Source organism: Marinomonas sp. TI.3.20, from assembly GCF_038155025.1.
Classification (GTDB): domain Bacteria; phylum Pseudomonadota; class Gammaproteobacteria; order Pseudomonadales; family Marinomonadaceae; genus Marinomonas; species Marinomonas flavescens.
In genome coordinates, this window is record NZ_JBAKAS010000019.1 from 27001 (window position 1) to 45277 (window position 18277).

Below are 18277 nucleotides of genomic sequence, written 5' to 3' on the forward strand. Positions count from 1 at the left end.
TCAACTTAGGGTTTAAAAAAGAAAGATGCCTATTTTACCTAAAATATCGTTGAAGCTCTATTTCAAGTACTGTAAAAATAGACAGTTATTCCACCAACAATAACGATGTTAATTTCTGTAGCTAAAAAACTATTTGGAGACTCATGGATACCATCACCATACGCGGAGCTCGCACCCACAATCTTAAGAATGTGGACTTAGACATCCCCAGAGACAAACTAGTGGTGATCACAGGACTGTCAGGTTCGGGTAAATCTTCTCTCGCCTTCGATACACTATATGCAGAAGGCCAACGACGCTATGTAGAATCCCTTTCGACATATGCTCGTCAATTTTTATCCATGATGGAAAAGCCAGATATAGATCATATCGAAGGACTTTCCCCAGCCATATCTATTGAACAGAAATCTACATCACATAACCCGCGCTCAACAGTCGGAACTATCACAGAGATTTATGATTACCTCCGCCTCTTATTTGCACGAGCAGGTCAACCACGCTGTCCTGATCATGGAGAACCTCTTGAAGCGCAGACCATATCACAAATGGTTGACAAGATAATCTCCCTACCTGAGGAAACTAAAATGATGTTGCTCGCACCGATCGTAAAGGATCGCAAAGGTGAGCACCTTCATATTCTTAGTGACTTGTTATCTAAGGGATTTATTCGCGCACGCATTGATGGAATCGTTGTCGATTTAGACGATGTTCCAGCTTTAGAAAAGAATAAGAAACATACTATCGAAGTTGTCATTGATCGATTTAAAGTTCGTAGTGACCTTAAATTACGTCTAGCTGAGTCCTTTGAAACCTGTCTGGCTCTGTCAGACGGCATCGCTAAAGTCCTCAATATGGACGACGACAAGGACATTCACATTTTCTCAAGTAAATTTGCTTGCCCTGTTTGTGGCTACAGCTTAACGGAGCTTGAGCCTCGTTTATTCTCATTTAATAACCCGAATGGAGCATGCCAAACCTGTGACGGCTTAGGCACTCATCAACTATTTGATCCAGATCGCATCATTCAAGACGGCACATTAACCCTTGCTGAAGGCGCCATTCGCGGCTGGGGACGACGCAGTATTTTTTACTACCAGCAATTGACAGCATTAGCAAAGCACTATGGCTTTGATGTAGAAGCTAAATTTAAAGACATTCCAATAGAATTTCAAAATAAAATTCTAAAAGGCTCAGGCAAAGATAAAATAGATTTTGTTTACATCAATGAACGCGGTGACAAAATGATTCGATCTCATGTCTTTGAGGGTGTATTACCGAACCTTCAGCGTCGCTATCATGAGACCGAGTCTGACAGTGTTAGAGAAGACTTGTCTCAATACATTAGTACTCAGTCGTGCCCAGATTGTCATGGCTCACGACTTAATCGCTCAGCAAGAAACGTATTTATTAATGAACAGACCTTGCCTGAAATAGTGACTTACCCAATTGCCGAATGCCTTCATTATTTTGAAGCACTTGAACTTCCTGGCGCACGCGGTGAAATCGCGTCAAAAATTCTCAAAGAAATTTGCGATCGACTGACCTTCTTAGTTAATGTGGGATTGGATTACTTAACCCTAGACCGAAAAGCCGACTCCTTATCAGGTGGCGAAGCCCAACGTATTCGCCTAGCGAGCCAAATTGGCGCTGGATTAGTTGGGGTTATGTATATACTTGATGAGCCTTCTATCGGGCTTCACCAACGAGATAATGAACGCTTGATTGAAACGCTGACTCGCTTACGAGATCTTGGTAATACCGTCATTGTCGTGGAACATGATGAAGATGCGATTCGTGTCGCTGATTTTGTCGTCGACATTGGCCCTGGTGCCGGCATTCATGGTGGCGAAGTGATTGTTAGTGGCACACCACAAGATGTAATGGATTGCGAGAACTCGGTAACCGGTCAATTCTTGACCGGCAAACGTAAAATTGAAATACCTTCCACCCGAAACAAAGCAAAAAATGGACAATCACTAAACTTAATTGGTGCGACAGGAAACAACCTAAACAACGTGGATCTAAAAATTCCCGTCGGTATCATGACCTGTGTCACCGGCGTGTCTGGCTCAGGTAAATCAACTCTGATAAACGGCACCCTATATCCATTGGCATCAACCGCATTAAATGGTGCAACCACCCTGAAAGCGGCGCCCCATGATCGTATTGAAGGGTTAGATCTGTTCGATAAATGCGTAGATATAAACCAAAGCCCCATTGGTAGAACACCACGTTCTAATCCAGCAACTTACACAGGCATCTTCACGCCGATGCGAGAGTTGTTTGCAGCCACTCAAGAAGCGCGTTCCCGCGGCTATAAGCCAGGACGTTTTAGCTTTAATGTGAAAGGTGGTCGCTGTGAAGCCTGCCAAGGCGACGGAGTGATAAAGGTTGAAATGCATTTCTTACCGGATGTCTATGTTCCTTGTGACATCTGTAAGGGGAAACGTTATAACCGTGAAACGCTCGAAATTCATTATAAAAACAAAAATATTCATCAATGTTTAGATATGACCATTGAAGATGCCAGAGACTTTTTCGATGCCGTTCCCTCTATTGCACGTAAACTGCAAACCTTGATTGATGTTGGCCTAGGCTATATAAAGCTAGGACAAGCCGCGACAACGCTATCTGGTGGTGAAGCACAACGTGTGAAGCTAGCAAAAGAACTGTCTAAGCGCGATACAGGTCAGACCTTATATATCCTTGATGAACCAACCACCGGATTGCATTTTGCCGATATAGAGCAGCTTCTGAAGGTATTACATCGCTTACGAGATCACGGCAATACCGTTGTCGTCATTGAACATAATCTAGATGTGATCAAAACGGCTGACTGGGTTGTAGATCTTGGACCAGAAGGCGGCAGCGGCGGTGGCTATATCATTGCAGAAGGGACACCAGAAGAGGTAGCAGAATCAACCCGCTCTCATACCGGTCGCTTCTTAAAAGGGATGCTAGCCGAGAAAAATAAACAATGAAGCATTAACCCCCATAATTCATTGAACAAAAAAGCGGCTATGCCGCTTTTTTTGACACAAATTTCAGACACAAAAAAAGCCGAGCTATAAGCTCGGCTTTTTTGTTACAAACTGATATTACTCAGCTGCTTCCGCAACTGGTCGATCGACCAATTCAACGTAAGCCATAGGTGCATTGTCACCTGAACGGAATCCACATTTTAAAATGCGAATGTAACCGCCAGGACGAGCTTGGTAACGAGGACCAAGTTCTGTGAACAATTTACCTACTGCATCTTTGCTACGAGTACGAGCAAAGGCAAGGCGACGATTCGCAACGGAATCTTCTTTCGCCAGGGTAATCAAAGGCTCTGCAACACGGCGAAGTTCTTTGGCTTTCGGCAACGTAGTTTTAATAACTTCGTGCTCGAACAAAGAAGCAGCCATATTTTTAAACATCGCTTTACGATGAGAGCTAGTACGGTTTAAGTGACGACCACTCTTACGATGACGCATTTTATATTCCTTACCAAACTACGGTGGTCAGGGAACAATGACCTAGCGAGCTAGTACCTTGCTATCGTCTTTCAAACTAGCCGGTGGCCAGTTCTCTAAACGCATTCCCAAAGACAAACCACGCTGTGCTAAAACATCTTTGATTTCAGTTAACGACTTTTTACCTAGGTTAGGCGTCTTAAGAAGCTCAACCTCAGTACGTTGAATCAAATCACCGATGTAATAAATGTTCTCTGCTTTCAAACAATTAGCACTGCGAACGGTTAACTCAAGATCATCAACCGGGCGTAGCAAAATTGGATCAATCTCATCCTCTTCTTCCACAACAGGCGCTTCGCTTTCGCTTTCAAGGGCGACAAAGACAGCGATTTGCTGTTGTAAAATAGTCGCTGCGCGACGGATAGCTTCTTCAGGGTCAATCGTACCATTTGACTCGATATCTAAAACTAGCTTATCAAGATCAGTACGTTGCTCAACTCGAGCATTATCAACACTGTAGGCTACACGACGAACAGGGCTGAACGAGGCATCCAGTTGCAAGCGACCAATAGGACGAGTCTCATCGTCGCTAGCAACACGAGCGTCAGCAGGCTCATAACCGCGACCACGAGCCACTTTGATCTGCATAGAAAGTTCAGCAGTATCGTCCAAGTGGGCAAGTACATGGTCAGGGTTAGCGATCTCTGCATCAGCAACTAACTGAATATCACCAGCTGTTACGATACCAGGACCTTTTTTACTTAAAGTAAGAGTTGCTTCATCTTGCCCGTGTAGAGCGATCGCAACTCCTTTCAGGTTAAGAAGAATTTCAATGACATCTTCTTTAACCCCTTCAATTGCGCTGTATTCATGCAATACACCGTCGATTTCAACTTCAACAATTGCACAACCAGGCATTGAAGACAATAGAATACGACGCAACGCATTACCTAAAGTATGACCAAAACCACGTTCTAGTGGTTGTAATGTAACTTTAGCTCGCGTTTTGCCTAATTCTTGAACTTCAATGTTGCGTGGGGTTAACAATTCGCTCACTGAACGCTGCATAGATCCACCTATTTCTTAATCCTAATCACCAACTTACTTAGAGTAAAGTTCGACAATTAGGTTCTCATTAATTTCAGCTGATAAATCGGCACGTTCTGGAACAGCTTTATAAGTTGCTTCCAGTTTAGTTGTATCAACTTCGATCCAATGGATCGATGTGCGATTTTTAGATAGCTCTAGTGCGCTTTGAATACGCAATTGCTTCTTAGCTTTTTCACGGATAGACACAACATCACCAGCTTGAACTTGGTAAGATGGAATGTTAACCGTAGCGCCATTTACTAGAATGCCTTTATGGCCTACTAGTTGACGAGCTTCCGCACGTGTAGAACCAAAACCTGCGCGGTAAACAACGTTATCTAAACGTGATTCCAAAAGTTGCAAAAGGTTCTCACCAGTCGCGCCTTTTAGACGAGCAGCAGATTTGTAGTAATTACTAAATTGTTTCTCAAGAACACCGTACATACGGCGAACTTTTTGTTTCTCACGTAATTGTAAGCCGTAATCAGAAAGACGACTGCGACGTGCACCGTGCACACCAGGAACCGTATCTGCTTTACATTTTGACTCAAGAGCGCGTGAACCGCTCTTCAATTGCAAGTCGGTGCCTTCACGACGAGACAATTTACAAGTTGGACCTATATAACGAGCCATGTATCTGTCTCCTCAGTTAAACGCGACGTTTCTTAGGTGGACGACAACCGTTGTGCGGGATTGGCGTCACATCTGTGATGTTATTAATACGCAAGCCCAATGCATTCAATGCACGAACTGCGGACTCACGACCAGGACCAGGGCCCTTAATCATTACGTCGACGTTTTTAAGGCCAAATTCTTGTGCGACAGTACCGGCACGTTCCGCTGCTACTTGAGCTGCGAATGGTGTACTTTTACGAGATCCGCGAAAACCAGAACCACCTGCAGTAGCCCAAGACAAAGCGTTGCCTTGGCGATCGGTGATAGTCACGATAGTGTTGTTAAATGATGCATGTACATGAGCAACACCATCAACAACCGTCTTTTTGACTTTTTTCTTGGTATTGCGCGTAGCTGGCTTAGCCATATTGCACTTTCCTATTTAATGCTCAGCTCTTGCTGTCTTAGCAGCTAGAGCGAAACGCGTTTATATTACTTACGAATAGGCTTACGAGGGCCTTTCCGTGTACGAGCGTTCGTTTTGGTACGTTGACCACGAACAGGTAGGCTGCGGCGATGACGAATACCACGATTACAGCCAAGATCCATCAGACGTTTAATAGACATGCTGACTTCACGGCGTAGATCACCCTCTACAGTATACTTAGCAACTTCACCACGAAGTTCATCAAGAATATCATCACTTAATGAACCGATTTTCGTAGTTTCTGCAACACCTGACGCGGCGCAAATTGCGCGCGAACGAGTGCGACCAATTCCGAAGATGTAAGTCAGAGAAATGACCGCATGTTTATTGTCAGGAATATTGACACCGGCTATACGAGCCATTCAATTTACTCCGTTGTTATGGATGATTAATCATCACTTTGCTTTCATGAGGGCGGCTGATTATGCCTATCTTTAGGCCATAAATCAACCACCCTTCCCTATCATTGAGCTAACTCGCAATTAACCTTGACGCTGTTTGTGACGAGGCTCAGAGCAAATCACTCGAACTGCACCGTTACGACGAACGATTTTACAGTTACGACAGATTTTTTTTACAGATGCACGTACTTTCATGTTCAACTCCAACCTATGCTATCGCATTAGGCCATTTTGACCATAACCAGTCAGATTAGACTTCTTCATTAACGACTCGTATTGATGACTCATCAAATGACTTTGAACTTGGGACATAAAGTCCATGACAACAACAACGATGATTAACAACGAAGTACCGCCAAAGTAGAATGGAACATTCCACGCAACAACAAAGAACTGAGGCATCAGAGACACTAGAGTGATGTATAAAGCACCAAACAATGTCAAACGGGTCATTACACCATCAATATATCGAGCTGTATGATCGCCTGGACGAATACCCGGTAAAAAAGCACCGGATTTTTTTAAATTATCTGCCACATCTTTAGGGTTGAACACTAGCGCTGTATAAAAGAAGCAAAAGAAAACGATTGCTATCGAAAACAACAACACATAGAGAGGTTGCCCAGGAGCGAGAGCCAAAGAAATATTTTGCAACCATTCCATTCCTTTGCCTTGACCAAACCATTGGCCGATCGAAGCAGGGAACAAAAGGATACTTGAAGCAAATATAGGTGGGATAACACCCGCCATATTCACTTTAAGTGGCAAATGACTCTTTTGTGCAGCAAACACTTTATTGCCTTGCTGACGCTTAGCATAATTAACCGTAATACGACGCTGACCACGTTCGATGAAAACAACGAGCGCGATAGTTGCCACGGCAATAATACCAATCAACAATAAGGCAAGAATATTAATATCGCCTTGACGAGCCGACTCAAATGAACGGCCTAGAGCAGAAGGTAAGCCGGCAACAATACCGGAGAAAATGATAATAGAAATACCATTACCAATCCCTTTCTCTGTCACTTGTTCGCCAAGCCACATCAAGAAAACCGTTCCAGCAACTAGAGTAACTACAGCAACGCCATAAAACTCAATACCATTACTAAACGAAATACCCTGACTGGCCAAACCGACTGCCATGGAGGCAGACTGAACAAGTGCCAAAAGAACAGTACCGTAGCGAGTGTACTGAGTTATCTTGCGACGACCCGCTTCACCCTCTTTCTTCAACTGCTCTAGTTGCGGACTCACAACCGTTAATAACTGCATAATAATAGAGGCAGAAATATAGGGCAGAATACCAAGCGCAAAAATACTCATACGCTCGAGCGCGCCCCCTGAGAATACGTTAAATAAACTCAGAATTGTGCCTTCATTTTGGTTAAACAGGGCAGACAATCTATCAGGGTTAATACCCGGGACAGGGATGTGTGCACCAATTCGGTATACAATAATTGCTATGAAAACGAAACGAATACGCGACCAAAGTTCGCTTAATCCGTTTTGCATTCCAGCTGGTAGTGAGCCACGCTTTGCCATCTATTCCTCGACTTTTCCGCCAGCAGCTTCAATAGCGGCACGAGCACCTTTAGTCACTTTAAGACCACGAACAGTAATTGCTTTGTCGATAGAACCTGACAAAATTACACGAGCTGTCTTAATTTGATGACCAAGAATGTCGGCGCTTTTAAGAGCTGCCAAATCTACAACTTCAGCATTTACAGCAGTAAGTTCGTTTAAACGAACTTCAGCAACATACTTTGCTTGACGTGAAGTAAAACCAAATTTTGGCAGACGACGCTGCAAAGGCATTTGACCACCTTCAAAACCAGGTTTTACTGAGCCACCAGAGCGAGATTTAAGACCTTTATGGCCTCGTCCGCCGGTTTTGCCCAAGCCGCTACCAATACCGCGACCAACACGTTTAGGAGCATGTTTGCTACCCTCAGCAGGACTAAGTGTATTTAAGAACATGTTATTCCCCTACCACTTTTACCATGTAATAAACTTTATTAACCATACCACGTACTGATGGAGTATCTTCCAACTCACGTGTTTGGCCAACTTTACGCAAACCCAAGCCTTTAACAGTTTCACGGTGCTTTGGAAGACGACCGATCGGGCTGCGGGTTAGTTGAACTGTGATGGTATTATTCGCCATAACACATTACCCCAAAATTTGATCGACTGACTTACCGCGTTTAGCCGCGATTTGCTCAGGTGCTTTCATATCTTGCAAACCTTTAATCGTAGCGCGAACTACGTTTACTGGGTTTGTAGATCCGTAACATTTTGCCAAAACGTTGTGAACGCCTGCAATTTCTAGAACTGCACGCATTGCACCGCCGGCGATGATACCAGTACCTTGAGAAGCAGGCTGCATGTAGACTTTAGAAGCCCCGTGCACTGCTTTAATAGGATACTGTAAAGTATCGCCATCAAGTCTTACTGAAACCATGTTGCGACGAGCTTGTTCCATCGCTTTTTGGATAGCCTGAGGGACTTCACGCGCTTTACCGCGACCGAAGCCAACCTTACCTTTTCCATCACCTACGACTGTCAAAGCTGTGAAAGAGAAGATACGACCGCCCTTTACAACTTTAGCAACGCGGTTTACTTGAACTAGCTTCTCTTGGAGGTCGCTAGTTTGTTGATCGTTAACTGCCATTTGCTACCCCTTTAGAACTCTAGACCGGCTTCACGAGCTGCGTCAGCAAGAGCTTGAACGCGGCCATGGTATTTGAAGCCAGAACGGTCAAAAGCGACCGAAGTGACACCTGCTTCTTTAGCGCGTGTAGCAATCAAAGTACCGACTTGTATAGCCGCTTCTTTGTTGCCAGTCGCTGTAGCACGTAGATTTTCTTCTAGAGTAGAAGCGCTTGCTAGCACTTTGCTACCACATGAAGATATCACTTGAGCATACATATGACGTGGTGTGCGATGTACAGTAAGACGATTCGCACCTAGTTCACGAATATGTAGGCGTGCACGACGTGCACGACGAATTCGAGATTGTTTCTTAGTGTTCATGAATGCTTACCTACTTCTTCTTAGCTTCTTTACGACGAATAGTTTCGTCAGCATAGCGAACACCTTTGCCTTTATAAGGCTCTGGTGGACGGAAACCGCGAACTTCTGCAGCGACTTGGCCAACGGCTTGTTTATCAACACCCCTGATCACAATCTCTGTCTGTGAAGTACATTCAGCTGTAATGCCTTCAGGTAGTTCATAGTCTACTGGGTGAGAAAAACCCAAAGACAGGTTAAGTACTTTACCTTTTAGGGCAGCACGATAACCAACACCTTGAAGAAGCAATTTTTTCTCAAAACCTTGGCTTACACCAACAACCATGTTGTTGACCAAAGCGCGAGTTGTACCAGCTAAGGCACGGCTTTGTTTTGCACCATCGCGGGCAGCGAAGGTGATAACATTTTCTTCTTTAGACACTTGTACGCTTGTGTGAACATTAAACTCTAATGAACCTTTGCCGCCTTTAACAACAACAGTTTGGCCATTTAGGGTTAGATCTACACCACTAGGAAGCGTCACGGGACTATTAGCAACTCGAGACATACTAACTCCTAGAATACTGTGCAGATTACTTCACCGCCGATACCAGCAGCGCGAGCTGCACGGTCTGTCATAACACCTTTAGAGGTAGATATGATTGCAACACCAAGGCCTGCTTCTACTTTAGGTAGTGCAGTGTGACCTTTGTATTGACGCAAACTTGGGCGTGATGCGCGTTTAATTTGTTCGATAACCGGCTTACCTTCGTAGTATTTCAACTCGATAGTAAGGGTCGGTTTAATCGCTTCGTCTACAGAAAAGTTACCTACGTAACCTTCTTCTTGTAGAACTGCAGCGACAGATGTCTTCATTTTTGATGAAGGCATGCTCACAGAGGTCTTTGCAGCCATCTGTGCATTACGAATACGTGTAAACATATCCGCAAGGGTATCTTGCATACTCATTAAAGAGCTCCTAATTAAAAACCATTGTGCAGCAAATAGAGCTCGCGCATAGTACACAGCAGCGGACAAGATGTCCAGCTTTTAGACACCCCACCCACTGTCATGTATTATGATCGTGCTCTACTTGCTTACCAACTAGCTTTCTTCAAGCCTGGTACATCACCGCGCATAGCCGCTTCTCGAAGTTTGATTCTTGATAAACCAAACTTACGATAAACACCATGTGGGCGACCCGTTATTTGACAACGGTTGCGCTGGCGAGAAGAAGACGAATCGCGTGGAAGCGCTTGAAGTTTCAAGCTAGCTTCCCACTTTTCATCGTCCGATGCATTAACGTCGCTAATGATCGCTTTTAGAGCAGCACGCTTTTCAGCATACTTAGCTACTAATTTGGTGCGTTTTGCTTCGCGTTGAATCATTGAGATCTTTGCCATGATTCCTACCTCTTATTTCTTGAATGGGAAACTAAAGGCGGCTAGCAAAGCACGACCTTCTTCGTCGGTACGAGCAGTCGTCGTAATGGTAATATCCATACCACGTACACGGTCCACTTTATCGTAATCGATTTCAGGGAAGATGATCTGCTCTTTAACGCCCATGCTGTAGTTACCACGACCATCAAAAGACTTAGGATTAAGTCCACGAAAGTCACGAATACGTGGAATAGCTACATCAACCAAACGGTCGAAGAAATCCCACATACGCTCACCACGTAGAGTAACTTTACAACCGATCGGGTAACCGTCACGGATTTTAAAGCCTGCTACTGATTTACGAGCCTTAGTTACTACAACTTTTTGGCCGCTAAGTGCTTCAAGATCGTTTACCGCATTTTCAAGAAGTTTCTTGTCTGCAATAGCTTCACCAACACCCATATTCAATGTGATTTTAGTGATTTTCGGCACTTCCATCACATTCTTGTATGCAAACTCTTCAGTAAGAGCAGATACAACATTATCTTTATAAACTTGCTTAAGTCTCGCCATGGCTATAATTCTCGCTCTTAGGCGTCGATCGCTTCACTGTTTGATTTAAAAATACGTACTTTCGTACCATCTTCATTCAATTTAAAGCCGACGCGATCCGCTTTGTCTGTAGCATTATTATAAATAGCTACGTTAGAAACCTGGATAGGTGCTTCTTTTTCAACGATTCCGCCAGTCGAACCCTTCATAGGGTTTGGCTTTTCGTGTTTCTTCATCATATTGATACCAGAAACAAGAACTCGGCTTTCGTCTACTACTTTAACAACTTTACCGCGTTTGCCTTTATCTTTACCTGCAATCACGATTACTTCGTCGTCACGTTTGATCTTACGCATAAATGTCCCCTTCCCTCTTACAGCACTTCAGGTGCAAGAGAAACAATTTTCATGAACTGCTCAGTTCGCAACTCACGTGTTACAGGGCCAAAGATACGAGTACCAAGTGGCTGTCCTGCAGCATTCAATAGAACCGCTGAGTTTACATCAAAACGGATTACAGAACCATCAGGACGACGAACACCTTTCTTAGTCCTAACGACAACTGCGTTCAGAACTTGCCCTTTCTTAACACGACCACGAGGGATCGCTTCTTTCACTGTGACTTTAATAATGTCACCGATAGCAGCATAACGACGATGTGAGCCACCCAGTACTTTTATACACTGAACACGCTTTGCGCCGCTGTTATCTGCAACATCAAGCATCGATTCTGTTTGAATCATTTCTGCTCTCCAATCAAATTAGATAACAAGTCTCACGAAGGAAAATTGCAGCTTAAATAGCTGCAGTTTTCTCAACAACTTGAACCAGGTTCCAAGTCTTAGACTTAGAGTAAGGACGTGTTTCAACGACCTTAACAGTATCACCGATCTGGCACTCATTGTTTTCATCGTGAGCGTGTAATTTAGTTGAACGACGTACATACTTACCGTACAACGGATGTTTTTCCGTACGTTCAACGAGTACTGTAATGGTTTTATCCATTTTGTCGCTGACTACTTTACCAGTAGCTATACGCGGTTTTGTCTCTGCCATCTTAGTTTCCTGCCTTATCATTTAGCACGGTTTTAACACGTGCAATATTGCGGCGGACTTGAGGAAGCAAATGAGTTTGCGTCAGCTGACCAGTGGCCTTCTGCATGCGCAATGTGAATTGCTCACGTAGAAGCTCAATCAAGGTCGTTTGTAGCTCTGCTACAGACTTTTCTTGCAGTTCTTTTGCTATCATCTACATCACCGTACGCGTTACGAAAGTTGTGGACAAAGGAAGTTTAGCAGCAGCCAAAGCAAACGCTTCGCGTGCAAGCTGTTCTGAAACACCCTCAACTTCATAAAGCATCTTGCCAGGTTGAATCTGTGCAACCCAGTATTCTACATTACCCTTACCTTTACCCTGACGAACCTCAAGAGGTTTCTGAGTAATCGGCTTATCAGGGAACACACGAATCCAGATTTTACCACCACGTTTGATGTGACGAGTCATTGCACGACGCGCCGCTTCAATTTGACGAGCAGTAAGACGACCACGTTCTGTGGACTTCAATCCGAATTCACCAAAGCTAACTTGGTTTCCGCGAAGAGCAAGACCGCGGTTACGGCCCTTCATCATCTTGCGGAACTTAGTACGTTTCGGTTGTAACATGACTTACCCCCTACTTAGACTTCTTCTTTTGTGCGCCTTTATCAGCACGCACTTGCTCAATACCGCCCAAGATTTCGCCTTTGAAGATCCACACTTTAACACCAATGATGCCGTAAGTTGTGTTTGCTTCATAAGGAGCGTAGTCAATGTCAGCGCGTAGAGTGTGAAGAGGCACACGGCCTTCTCGATACCACTCAGCACGTGCGATTTCAGCACCGCCTAGACGACCACTAACCTGAACCTTGATACCTTTCGCGCCTGCACGCATAGCGTTTTGTACTGCACGCTTCATCGCACGACGAAACATAACACGACGCTCTAATTGGCTAGCGATGTTTGCTGCAACCAATTTCGCATCCAATTCAGGCTTACGAATTTCTTCGATGTTGATGTGAACAGGAACGCCCATCATCTCAGAAACAGCATTACGCAGTTTCTCAACATCTTCACCTTTCTTACCAATTACAATGCCTGGACGGGCAGTGTAGATAGTAATACGGGCAGTTTGAGCAGGACGCTGAATCTCGATACGAGATACAGAAGCCTGGACCAATTTTTTCTCCAAGAACTTACGAACCTGAAGATCGTTTAGTAATAGCTTAGAATAATTTTGATTGTTCGCATACCAAGTAGAAGTATGGTCTTTAACAATCCCTAAGCGTATTCCAGTTGGATGAACCTTCTGACCCATTGGGTTTCTCCTAATTAGTCAGCGACTTTAACTGTAATATGGCAACCGCGTTTAAGAATACGGTCAGCACGGCCTTTAGCACGTGGCTTAATACGTTTCAGAGTCATTGCCTCGTCAACATACGCCGTAGAAACACGCAAGTCATCAATATCAGCACCTTCGTTATGCTCAGCGTTAGCTACAGCAGACTCTAGTACTTTTTTGACAATTACTGCCGCCTTCTTAGGACTGAACGCTAAGATGTTCAGTGCTTCGCTAACAGATTTGCCACGGATTTGATCTACAACCAAACGGGCCTTCTGCGCTGAAAGGCGAGCACCTTTTAATGAAGCTTTTACTTCACTCATATTAATACCCCTTGTTACCGTTTGGCTTTCTTGTCCGCAGCATGACCACGATATGTACGGGTCGGAGCGAACTCACCCAATTTATGACCGACCATGTCTTCAGTTACTAGAACTGGAACATGCTGGCGACCATTATGGACAGCGATAGTCAACCCTACAAAATCAGGGAAGATGGTAGAACGGCGTGACCAAGTCTTAATTGGACGGCGTTCATTTTTCTCTACCGCAGCCTCTACCTTTTTCAACAAATGAAGGTCGATGAAAGGACCTTTTTTTAGTGAACGTGGCACAGTCGTTTCCTCTTATTACTTAGTACGACGACGTACAATAAGTTTATCAGTACGCTTGTTGCTGCGTGTTTTGTACCCTTTAGTAGGTACACCCCATGGCGTAACTGGGTGACGACCACCTTTGCTACGACCTTCACCACCACCATGTGGGTGATCAACTGGGTTCATTGCCGAACCGCGAACGGTTGGACGAACACCACGCCAACGCGTAGCACCAGCTTTACCAAGAACTCGCAAGCTATGCTCAGAGTTTGATACTTCACCTAAAGTAGCGCGACATTCAGTCAATACTTTGCGCATTTCGCCAGAACGAAGACGAAGCGTTACGTAACGACCTTCACGAGCAACTAGCTGAGCAGAAGTTCCGGCTGAACGCGCAATTTGCGCACCTTTACCAGGCTTAAGCTCGATACAGTGAACCGTACTACCAACTGGAATATTTTGCAGAGGCAAAGTATTACCAGATTTGATAGGCGCATCTGCACCACTAGAAAGAACAGTACCAGCTACCATACCTTTAGAAGCGATAATGTAACGACGCTCACCATCAGCATATCTAACCAATGCTATATTTGCAGAACGGTTTGGATCATATTCCAAACGCTCAACTACCGATGTGATTCCGTCTTTGTTACGACGAAAATCAACCATACGATAATGCTGCTTATGACCACCACCTACGTGACGCGTAGTGATGCGTCCGTTATTGTTACGTCCACCCGATTTGCTTTTTTTCTCTAGCAAAGGTGCATATGGTGCGCCTTTGTGCAAATCGTTGTTGGTAACTTTAACAACGTGACGACGGCCTGCAGACGTTGGCTTACTTTTTACAACAGCCATTGACCTATCTCCCCTTATTCAGCGACCATGAAGTCAATTTCTTGGCCATCAGCCAAACGTACATACGCTTTTTTCACGTCACTACGTTTACCTAGACCACGAACTGTACGCTTTGTTTTACCTTTTTGGTTCAACGTGCGAACAGACTCAACATTGACTTCAAAAAGCGCTTCGATAGCTTTTTTGATTTCAGGTTTCGTTGCATCACCAGTAACACGAAAAACATACTGACCGTTTCCTTCGGATACGATAGTTGCTTTTTCGGAAATATGTGGACCCAACAGAACTTTATAAATGCGTTCGCCGATCATGCTAGTGCCTCCTCAACTTGTTTCAGAGCACCAACTGTCACCAACACTTTGTCGTAAGCAATCAAGCTAACAGGGTCGATAGACGCTGCATCACGCACATCTACGCTTGAAATGTTGCGAGCTGCTAAAAACAGATTATCATCCAATTCATGGGAAATAATCAGAGCATTCTCAATATTCAATTCTGTCATTTTGGCTTTGAAAAGCTTAGTTTTTGGAGATTCCAATTTAAGCTCTTCAACAACAACAAGGCGGTCTTGACGTACTAACTCAGACCAGATGGTGCGCATTGCTGCACGGTACATCTTCTTGTTTACTTTCTGAGAGTGATCTTGTGGTTTTGCAGCGAAAGTAACACCACCGGAGCGCCATAATGGACTACGGATTGTACCTGCACGTGCACGACCAGAACCTTTTTGTTTCCAAGGTTTACGGCCACCACCAGCTACTTCAGAGCGTGTTTTCTGAGCTCGTGAACCTTGACGACCGCCAGCCAAGTAAGATGTAACTACCTGGTGTACTAGCGCTTCGTTGTATTCACGAGCAAAGGCTACTTCAGAAACTTCGATAGTTCCTTCCGTGCCTGTAAGATTCAAGTTCATTGTCTACCCCTCTTAGCGAGCTTTAACAGCTGATTGAAGAATAACATCACCGTTAACAGCGCCAGGAACCGCACCCTTCACTAGGATAAGGTTACGTTCTGTATCAACACGTACTACTTCTAATGACTGAGTAGTAACTTGTGCTGCGCCCATGTGTCCTGCCATCTTTTTGCCTTTCCAAACACGACCAGGTGTTTGACATTGGCCAATAGAACCAGCAGAACGGTGAGACAATGAGTTACCATGCGTCGCGTCTTGCATGCTGAAATTATGACGCTTAATGGCACCTTGAAAACCTTTACCTTTAGATTGACCAGTTACATCAACCATAGAGATAGATTCGAAATCAGCAACAGTTAGCTCATCACCAACATTGATTTCTTTTTCGTCACCTGCCAGGCGGAACTCCCACAAACCACGACCTGCTTCAACTGTAGCTTTTGCAAAATGACCTGCAGCAGCTTTAGTGACGCGGCTCGAACGGCGAGTACCAACAGTTACTTGCACGGCTTGATAGCCGTCAGTTTCTGTAGTTTTCACCTGAGTAACGCGGTTCGGTTCAACCTCGATGACGGTTACTGGCACGGATGAACCATCTTCTGTGAAGATGCGTGTCATTCCGGCTTTGCGTCCGACTAATTGAATAGTCATTTTGTACCTCATTTGCCAGTTGTGTACGGGGCTATCACCCGCTATGGCTGGTCATTCCAGACCATTCCACTAATGTGCATAAGCCGACTGATAACCAGTCGGTTCTCGCACCCCAAACTTTAAGCTATTAACCTAAAGAAATTTGTACTTCCACGCCTGCCGCAAGATCTAACTTCATTAGAGCATCAACTGTTTTTTCTGTTGGCTCAACGATGTCTAGAACACGTTTATGTGTACGGATTTCATACTGATCACGCGCATCTTTGTTTACGTGTGGAGAAATCAATACTGTATAACGCTCTTTGCGAGTAGGAAGTGGAATCGGTCCACGTACTTGCGCACCTGTGCGTTTCGCTGTATCCACAATTTCTTGTGTTGAAGCATCAATCAGACGGTGATCAAATGCTTTCAAACGAATACGGATTTTTTGGCTTTGCATTTCCAACTCCAAATACATTGTTTTGATAACCTAACTGTACATTTATTAGGCTAACATCCTTTTTTTAAGGACGGCGAATATTAGCCATTCGAAAACTGGTTGTCAAGTAACCAATTTCTGAAAGGATACATTTACCAACAAATAAAAAAGGCCACTCGAAATTCGAGCGGCCCTTTTCTAGCTCTAAATAATTAATTGTAAAATTAATTATTTGATTACTTTAGCTACAACACCCGCACCAACTGTACGACCACCTTCACGAATCGCGAAACGTAGACCGTCGTCCATCGCGATTGGGTGAATTAGAGTAACAGTCATTTGAATGTTATCACCAGGCATAACCATTTCTACGCCTTCTGGAAGCTCACAAGCACCAGTTACGTCAGTTGTACGGAAGTAGAACTGAGGACGGTAGCCTTTGAAGAATGGAGTGTGACGACCACCTTCATCTTTACCAAGAACATATACTTCTGCAGTGAACTCAGTATGCGGAGTGATAGAACCAGGCTTAGCCAAAACTTGACCACGCTGAACATCATCACGCTTAGTACCACGTAGAAGAACACCACAGTTCTCGCCAGCACGACCTTCGTCTAGAAGCTTACGGAACATTTCAACACCAGTACAAGTTGTTTTCTGAGTATCACGGATACCCACGATTTCAACTTCTTCACCGATTCGAACAATTCCGCGCTCAACACGACCAGTAACTACTGTACCGCGACCTTGGATAGAGAACACATCTTCGATAGGCATGATGAATGCACCGTCGATTGCACGCTCTGGCTCAGGGATGTAAGTGTCAAGAGTTTCAACAAGTTTCTTAACAGCAGTAGTGCCCATTTCGTTGTCGTCTTCGCCGTTCAATGCCATCAAAGCAGAACCAGCAATGATTGGAGTATCATCACCTGGGAAGTCGTATTCAGTAAGAAGGTCGCGTAATTCCATTTCAACCAACTCAATCATTTCTGCGTATTCTTCAGAATCCGCGCCACCACAGTCTTCAGCCAACAAATCAGCTTTGTTTAGGAAGACAACGATGTAAGGAACACCTACTTGACGAGAAAGAAGGATGTGCTCACGAGTCTGAGGCATAGGGCCATCAGTCGCGCCACATACTAGAATCGCACCATCCATTTGAGCAGCACCAGTGATCATGTTTTTAACATAATCGGCGTGTCCAGGACAATCTACGTGTGCATAGTGACGACTTGGAGAATCATACTCTACGTGGGACGTAGAGATAGTGATACCGCGCTCGCGCTCTTCTGGTGCATTATCGATACCGTCAAAAGCAACAGCGGTTCCGCCGAAAACTTCTGCACATACACGAGTTAATGCTGCTGTTAAAGTTGTTTTACCGTGGTCAACGTGACCGATAGTACCAACGTTAACGTGTGGTTTATTACGTTCGAATTTACTCTTTGCCATGATACATACACCTTAAGAAT

30 protein-coding genes are annotated in these 18277 nt (G+C 44.4%); 1 reads left to right on the forward strand and 29 read right to left on the reverse strand.

The window, feature by feature from the left end; genetic code table 11:
* The first annotated feature begins 143 nt into the window (after positions 1-143).
* Complete coding sequence (gene uvrA, locus V6259_RS16385) at positions 144-2981, forward strand: excinuclease ABC subunit UvrA (protein WP_341585475.1); 2838 nt, start codon at positions 144-146, stop codon at positions 2979-2981.
* Between the two features lie 117 nt (positions 2982-3098).
* Here the strand turns inward: uvrA and rplQ are convergent, their stop codons facing one another.
* The 29 genes from rplQ to tuf form a co-directional block, all read right to left on the reverse strand.
* Positions 3099-3476 carry a 50S ribosomal protein L17 gene (gene rplQ / locus V6259_RS16390; RefSeq protein WP_133013003.1) on the reverse strand — a complete coding sequence of 126 codons (378 nt, stop codon included), beginning with the start codon at positions 3474-3476 and terminating at the stop codon, positions 3099-3101.
* A gap of 42 nt (positions 3477-3518) precedes the next feature.
* A complete protein-coding gene (locus V6259_RS16395; protein WP_133013002.1) occupies positions 3519-4523 on the reverse strand; it encodes a DNA-directed RNA polymerase subunit alpha in 1005 nt (334 codons plus the stop codon).
* Positions 4524-4556: 33 nt separating this feature from the next.
* Entirely contained in the window at positions 4557-5177 is a 621-nt protein-coding gene (gene rpsD, locus V6259_RS16400) for a 30S ribosomal protein S4 (RefSeq protein ID WP_133013001.1), read from the reverse strand.
* A gap of 16 nt (positions 5178-5193) precedes the next feature.
* The gene (gene rpsK / locus V6259_RS16405; protein ID WP_012071913.1) at positions 5194-5586 is read right to left on the reverse strand and encodes a 30S ribosomal protein S11; all 393 of its coding nucleotides are present in this window, start codon (positions 5584-5586) and stop codon (positions 5194-5196) included.
* Between the two features lie 65 nt (positions 5587-5651).
* Complete coding sequence (rpsM, locus tag V6259_RS16410) at positions 5652-6008, reverse strand: 30S ribosomal protein S13 (RefSeq protein ID WP_133004488.1); 357 nt, start codon at positions 6006-6008, stop codon at positions 5652-5654.
* 120 nt (positions 6009-6128) lie between these two features.
* Positions 6129-6242: a 50S ribosomal protein L36 gene (gene rpmJ, locus V6259_RS16415; protein ID WP_133013000.1), complete on the reverse strand. Its 114-nt coding sequence runs from the start codon at positions 6240-6242 to the stop codon at positions 6129-6131.
* Between the two features lie 18 nt (positions 6243-6260).
* Positions 6261-7592: a preprotein translocase subunit SecY gene (gene secY, locus V6259_RS16420; protein ID WP_133012999.1), complete on the reverse strand. Its 1332-nt coding sequence runs from the start codon at positions 7590-7592 to the stop codon at positions 6261-6263.
* Positions 7593-8027 (reverse strand): 50S ribosomal protein L15, encoded by a 435-nt coding sequence (gene rplO, locus V6259_RS16425; RefSeq protein ID WP_133012998.1) that lies wholly within the window; start codon positions 8025-8027, stop codon positions 7593-7595.
* A gap of 1 nt (position 8028) precedes the next feature.
* Positions 8029-8214: a 50S ribosomal protein L30 gene (gene rpmD / locus V6259_RS16430; RefSeq protein ID WP_012071918.1), complete on the reverse strand. Its 186-nt coding sequence runs from the start codon at positions 8212-8214 to the stop codon at positions 8029-8031.
* Between the two features lie 6 nt (positions 8215-8220).
* Positions 8221-8721, reverse strand: coding sequence for a 30S ribosomal protein S5 (gene rpsE / locus V6259_RS16435; protein ID WP_133012997.1), 501 nt, complete (start codon positions 8719-8721; stop codon positions 8221-8223).
* An 11-nt stretch (positions 8722-8732) separates the two neighbouring features.
* Positions 8733-9083 (reverse strand): 50S ribosomal protein L18, encoded by a 351-nt coding sequence (gene rplR, locus V6259_RS16440; protein WP_341585476.1) that lies wholly within the window; start codon positions 9081-9083, stop codon positions 8733-8735.
* Between the two features lie 10 nt (positions 9084-9093).
* Positions 9094-9627 (reverse strand): 50S ribosomal protein L6, encoded by a 534-nt coding sequence (gene rplF, locus V6259_RS16445; RefSeq protein WP_341585477.1) that lies wholly within the window; start codon positions 9625-9627, stop codon positions 9094-9096.
* 8 nt (positions 9628-9635) lie between these two features.
* Entirely contained in the window at positions 9636-10028 is a 393-nt protein-coding gene (gene rpsH, locus V6259_RS16450) for a 30S ribosomal protein S8 (RefSeq protein ID WP_133012994.1), read from the reverse strand.
* Positions 10029-10156: 128 nt separating this feature from the next.
* A complete protein-coding gene (rpsN, locus tag V6259_RS16455) occupies positions 10157-10462 on the reverse strand; it encodes a 30S ribosomal protein S14 (RefSeq protein WP_036163133.1) in 306 nt (101 codons plus the stop codon).
* Positions 10463-10474: 12 nt separating this feature from the next.
* A complete protein-coding gene (rplE, locus tag V6259_RS16460) occupies positions 10475-11014 on the reverse strand; it encodes a 50S ribosomal protein L5 (RefSeq protein WP_133012993.1) in 540 nt (179 codons plus the stop codon).
* Positions 11015-11031: 17 nt separating this feature from the next.
* Complete coding sequence (gene rplX / locus V6259_RS16465) at positions 11032-11349, reverse strand: 50S ribosomal protein L24 (RefSeq protein WP_133012992.1); 318 nt, start codon at positions 11347-11349, stop codon at positions 11032-11034.
* Positions 11350-11366: 17 nt separating this feature from the next.
* Positions 11367-11735, reverse strand: coding sequence for a 50S ribosomal protein L14 (gene rplN, locus V6259_RS16470; protein ID WP_133012991.1), 369 nt, complete (start codon positions 11733-11735; stop codon positions 11367-11369).
* Between the two features lie 52 nt (positions 11736-11787).
* Positions 11788-12048, reverse strand: coding sequence for a 30S ribosomal protein S17 (gene rpsQ, locus V6259_RS16475; protein ID WP_341585478.1), 261 nt, complete (start codon positions 12046-12048; stop codon positions 11788-11790).
* Between the two features lies 1 nt (position 12049).
* Positions 12050-12241 (reverse strand): 50S ribosomal protein L29, encoded by a 192-nt coding sequence (gene rpmC, locus V6259_RS16480; protein ID WP_133012989.1) that lies wholly within the window; start codon positions 12239-12241, stop codon positions 12050-12052.
* A complete protein-coding gene (rplP, locus tag V6259_RS16485; protein ID WP_036163123.1) occupies positions 12242-12655 on the reverse strand; it encodes a 50S ribosomal protein L16 in 414 nt (137 codons plus the stop codon).
* A gap of 10 nt (positions 12656-12665) precedes the next feature.
* Positions 12666-13346: a 30S ribosomal protein S3 gene (gene rpsC / locus V6259_RS16490; protein WP_133012988.1), complete on the reverse strand. Its 681-nt coding sequence runs from the start codon at positions 13344-13346 to the stop codon at positions 12666-12668.
* Positions 13347-13360: 14 nt separating this feature from the next.
* Positions 13361-13693, reverse strand: a complete 333-nt coding sequence (rplV, locus tag V6259_RS16495; protein WP_341585479.1) for a 50S ribosomal protein L22 — start codon at positions 13691-13693, stop codon at positions 13361-13363.
* 14 nt (positions 13694-13707) lie between these two features.
* Complete coding sequence (gene rpsS, locus V6259_RS16500; protein WP_115898955.1) at positions 13708-13983, reverse strand: 30S ribosomal protein S19; 276 nt, start codon at positions 13981-13983, stop codon at positions 13708-13710.
* 15 nt (positions 13984-13998) lie between these two features.
* On the reverse strand, positions 13999-14823 hold the full coding sequence (gene rplB, locus V6259_RS16505; RefSeq protein WP_133012986.1) for a 50S ribosomal protein L2: 825 nt from the start codon (positions 14821-14823) through the stop codon (positions 13999-14001).
* Between the two features lie 14 nt (positions 14824-14837).
* Entirely contained in the window at positions 14838-15134 is a 297-nt protein-coding gene (gene rplW, locus V6259_RS16510) for a 50S ribosomal protein L23 (RefSeq protein WP_133012985.1), read from the reverse strand.
* On the reverse strand, positions 15131-15736 hold the full coding sequence (rplD, locus tag V6259_RS16515) for a 50S ribosomal protein L4 (protein WP_133012984.1): 606 nt from the start codon (positions 15734-15736) through the stop codon (positions 15131-15133). Before rplD ends, rplW begins: the two co-directional genes overlap by 4 nt.
* A gap of 12 nt (positions 15737-15748) precedes the next feature.
* On the reverse strand, positions 15749-16387 hold the full coding sequence (gene rplC, locus V6259_RS16520) for a 50S ribosomal protein L3 (RefSeq protein ID WP_133012983.1): 639 nt from the start codon (positions 16385-16387) through the stop codon (positions 15749-15751).
* Positions 16388-16514: 127 nt separating this feature from the next.
* Positions 16515-16826 carry a 30S ribosomal protein S10 gene (gene rpsJ, locus V6259_RS16525; RefSeq protein WP_012071937.1) on the reverse strand — a complete coding sequence of 104 codons (312 nt, stop codon included), beginning with the start codon at positions 16824-16826 and terminating at the stop codon, positions 16515-16517.
* A gap of 207 nt (positions 16827-17033) precedes the next feature.
* Positions 17034-18257 (reverse strand): elongation factor Tu, encoded by a 1224-nt coding sequence (tuf, locus tag V6259_RS16530; protein WP_341585480.1) that lies wholly within the window; start codon positions 18255-18257, stop codon positions 17034-17036.
* Positions 18258-18277 lie beyond the last annotated feature (20 nt).

Bases quoted from the DNA above. Each gene is read 5' to 3' on its own strand.
- uvrA (WP_341585475.1), top strand. From the start codon at position 144: ATGGATACCATCACCATACGCGGAGCTCGCACCCACAATCTTAAGAAT.
- rplQ (WP_133013003.1), bottom strand. From the start codon at position 3,476: ATGCGTCATCGTAAGAGTGGTCGTCACTTAAACCGTACTAGCTCTCAT.
- V6259_RS16395 (WP_133013002.1), bottom strand. From the start codon at position 4,523: ATGCAGCGTTCAGTGAGCGAATTGTTAACCCCACGCAACATTGAAGTT.
- rpsD (WP_133013001.1), bottom strand. From the start codon at position 5,177: ATGGCTCGTTATATAGGTCCAACTTGTAAATTGTCTCGTCGTGAAGGC.
- rpsK (WP_012071913.1), bottom strand. From the start codon at position 5,586: ATGGCTAAGCCAGCTACGCGCAATACCAAGAAAAAAGTCAAAAAGACG.
- rpsM (WP_133004488.1), bottom strand. From the start codon at position 6,008: ATGGCTCGTATAGCCGGTGTCAATATTCCTGACAATAAACATGCGGTC.
- rpmJ (WP_133013000.1), bottom strand. From the start codon at position 6,242: ATGAAAGTACGTGCATCTGTAAAAAAAATCTGTCGTAACTGTAAAATC.
- secY (WP_133012999.1), bottom strand. From the start codon at position 7,592: ATGGCAAAGCGTGGCTCACTACCAGCTGGAATGCAAAACGGATTAAGC.
- rplO (WP_133012998.1), bottom strand. From the start codon at position 8,027: ATGTTCTTAAATACACTTAGTCCTGCTGAGGGTAGCAAACATGCTCCT.
- rpmD (WP_012071918.1), bottom strand. From the start codon at position 8,214: ATGGCGAATAATACCATCACAGTTCAACTAACCCGCAGCCCGATCGGT.
- rpsE (WP_133012997.1), bottom strand. From the start codon at position 8,721: ATGGCAGTTAACGATCAACAAACTAGCGACCTCCAAGAGAAGCTAGTT.
- rplR (WP_341585476.1), bottom strand. From the start codon at position 9,083: ATGAACACTAAGAAACAATCTCGAATTCGTCGTGCACGTCGTGCACGC.
- rplF (WP_341585477.1), bottom strand. From the start codon at position 9,627: ATGTCTCGAGTTGCTAATAGTCCCGTGACGCTTCCTAGTGGTGTAGAT.
- rpsH (WP_133012994.1), bottom strand. From the start codon at position 10,028: ATGAGTATGCAAGATACCCTTGCGGATATGTTTACACGTATTCGTAAT.
- rpsN (WP_036163133.1), bottom strand. From the start codon at position 10,462: ATGGCAAAGATCTCAATGATTCAACGCGAAGCAAAACGCACCAAATTA.
- rplE (WP_133012993.1), bottom strand. From the start codon at position 11,014: ATGGCGAGACTTAAGCAAGTTTATAAAGATAATGTTGTATCTGCTCTT.
- rplX (WP_133012992.1), bottom strand. From the start codon at position 11,349: ATGCGTAAGATCAAACGTGACGACGAAGTAATCGTGATTGCAGGTAAA.
- rplN (WP_133012991.1), bottom strand. From the start codon at position 11,735: ATGATTCAAACAGAATCGATGCTTGATGTTGCAGATAACAGCGGCGCA.
- rpsQ (WP_341585478.1), bottom strand. From the start codon at position 12,048: ATGGCAGAGACAAAACCGCGTATAGCTACTGGTAAAGTAGTCAGCGAC.
- rpmC (WP_133012989.1), bottom strand. From the start codon at position 12,241: ATGATAGCAAAAGAACTGCAAGAAAAGTCTGTAGCAGAGCTACAAACG.
- rplP (WP_036163123.1), bottom strand. From the start codon at position 12,655: ATGTTACAACCGAAACGTACTAAGTTCCGCAAGATGATGAAGGGCCGT.
- rpsC (WP_133012988.1), bottom strand. From the start codon at position 13,346: ATGGGTCAGAAGGTTCATCCAACTGGAATACGCTTAGGGATTGTTAAA.
- rplV (WP_341585479.1), bottom strand. From the start codon at position 13,693: ATGAGTGAAGTAAAAGCTTCATTAAAAGGTGCTCGCCTTTCAGCGCAG.
- rplB (WP_133012986.1), bottom strand. From the start codon at position 14,823: ATGGCTGTTGTAAAAAGTAAGCCAACGTCTGCAGGCCGTCGTCACGTT.
- rplW (WP_133012985.1), bottom strand. From the start codon at position 15,134: ATGATCGGCGAACGCATTTATAAAGTTCTGTTGGGTCCACATATTTCC.
- rplD (WP_133012984.1), bottom strand. From the start codon at position 15,736: ATGAACTTGAATCTTACAGGCACGGAAGGAACTATCGAAGTTTCTGAA.
- rplC (WP_133012983.1), bottom strand. From the start codon at position 16,387: ATGACTATTCAATTAGTCGGACGCAAAGCCGGAATGACACGCATCTTC.
- rpsJ (WP_012071937.1), bottom strand. From the start codon at position 16,826: ATGCAAAGCCAAAAAATCCGTATTCGTTTGAAAGCATTTGATCACCGT.
- tuf (WP_341585480.1), bottom strand. From the start codon at position 18,257: ATGGCAAAGAGTAAATTCGAACGTAATAAACCACACGTTAACGTTGGT.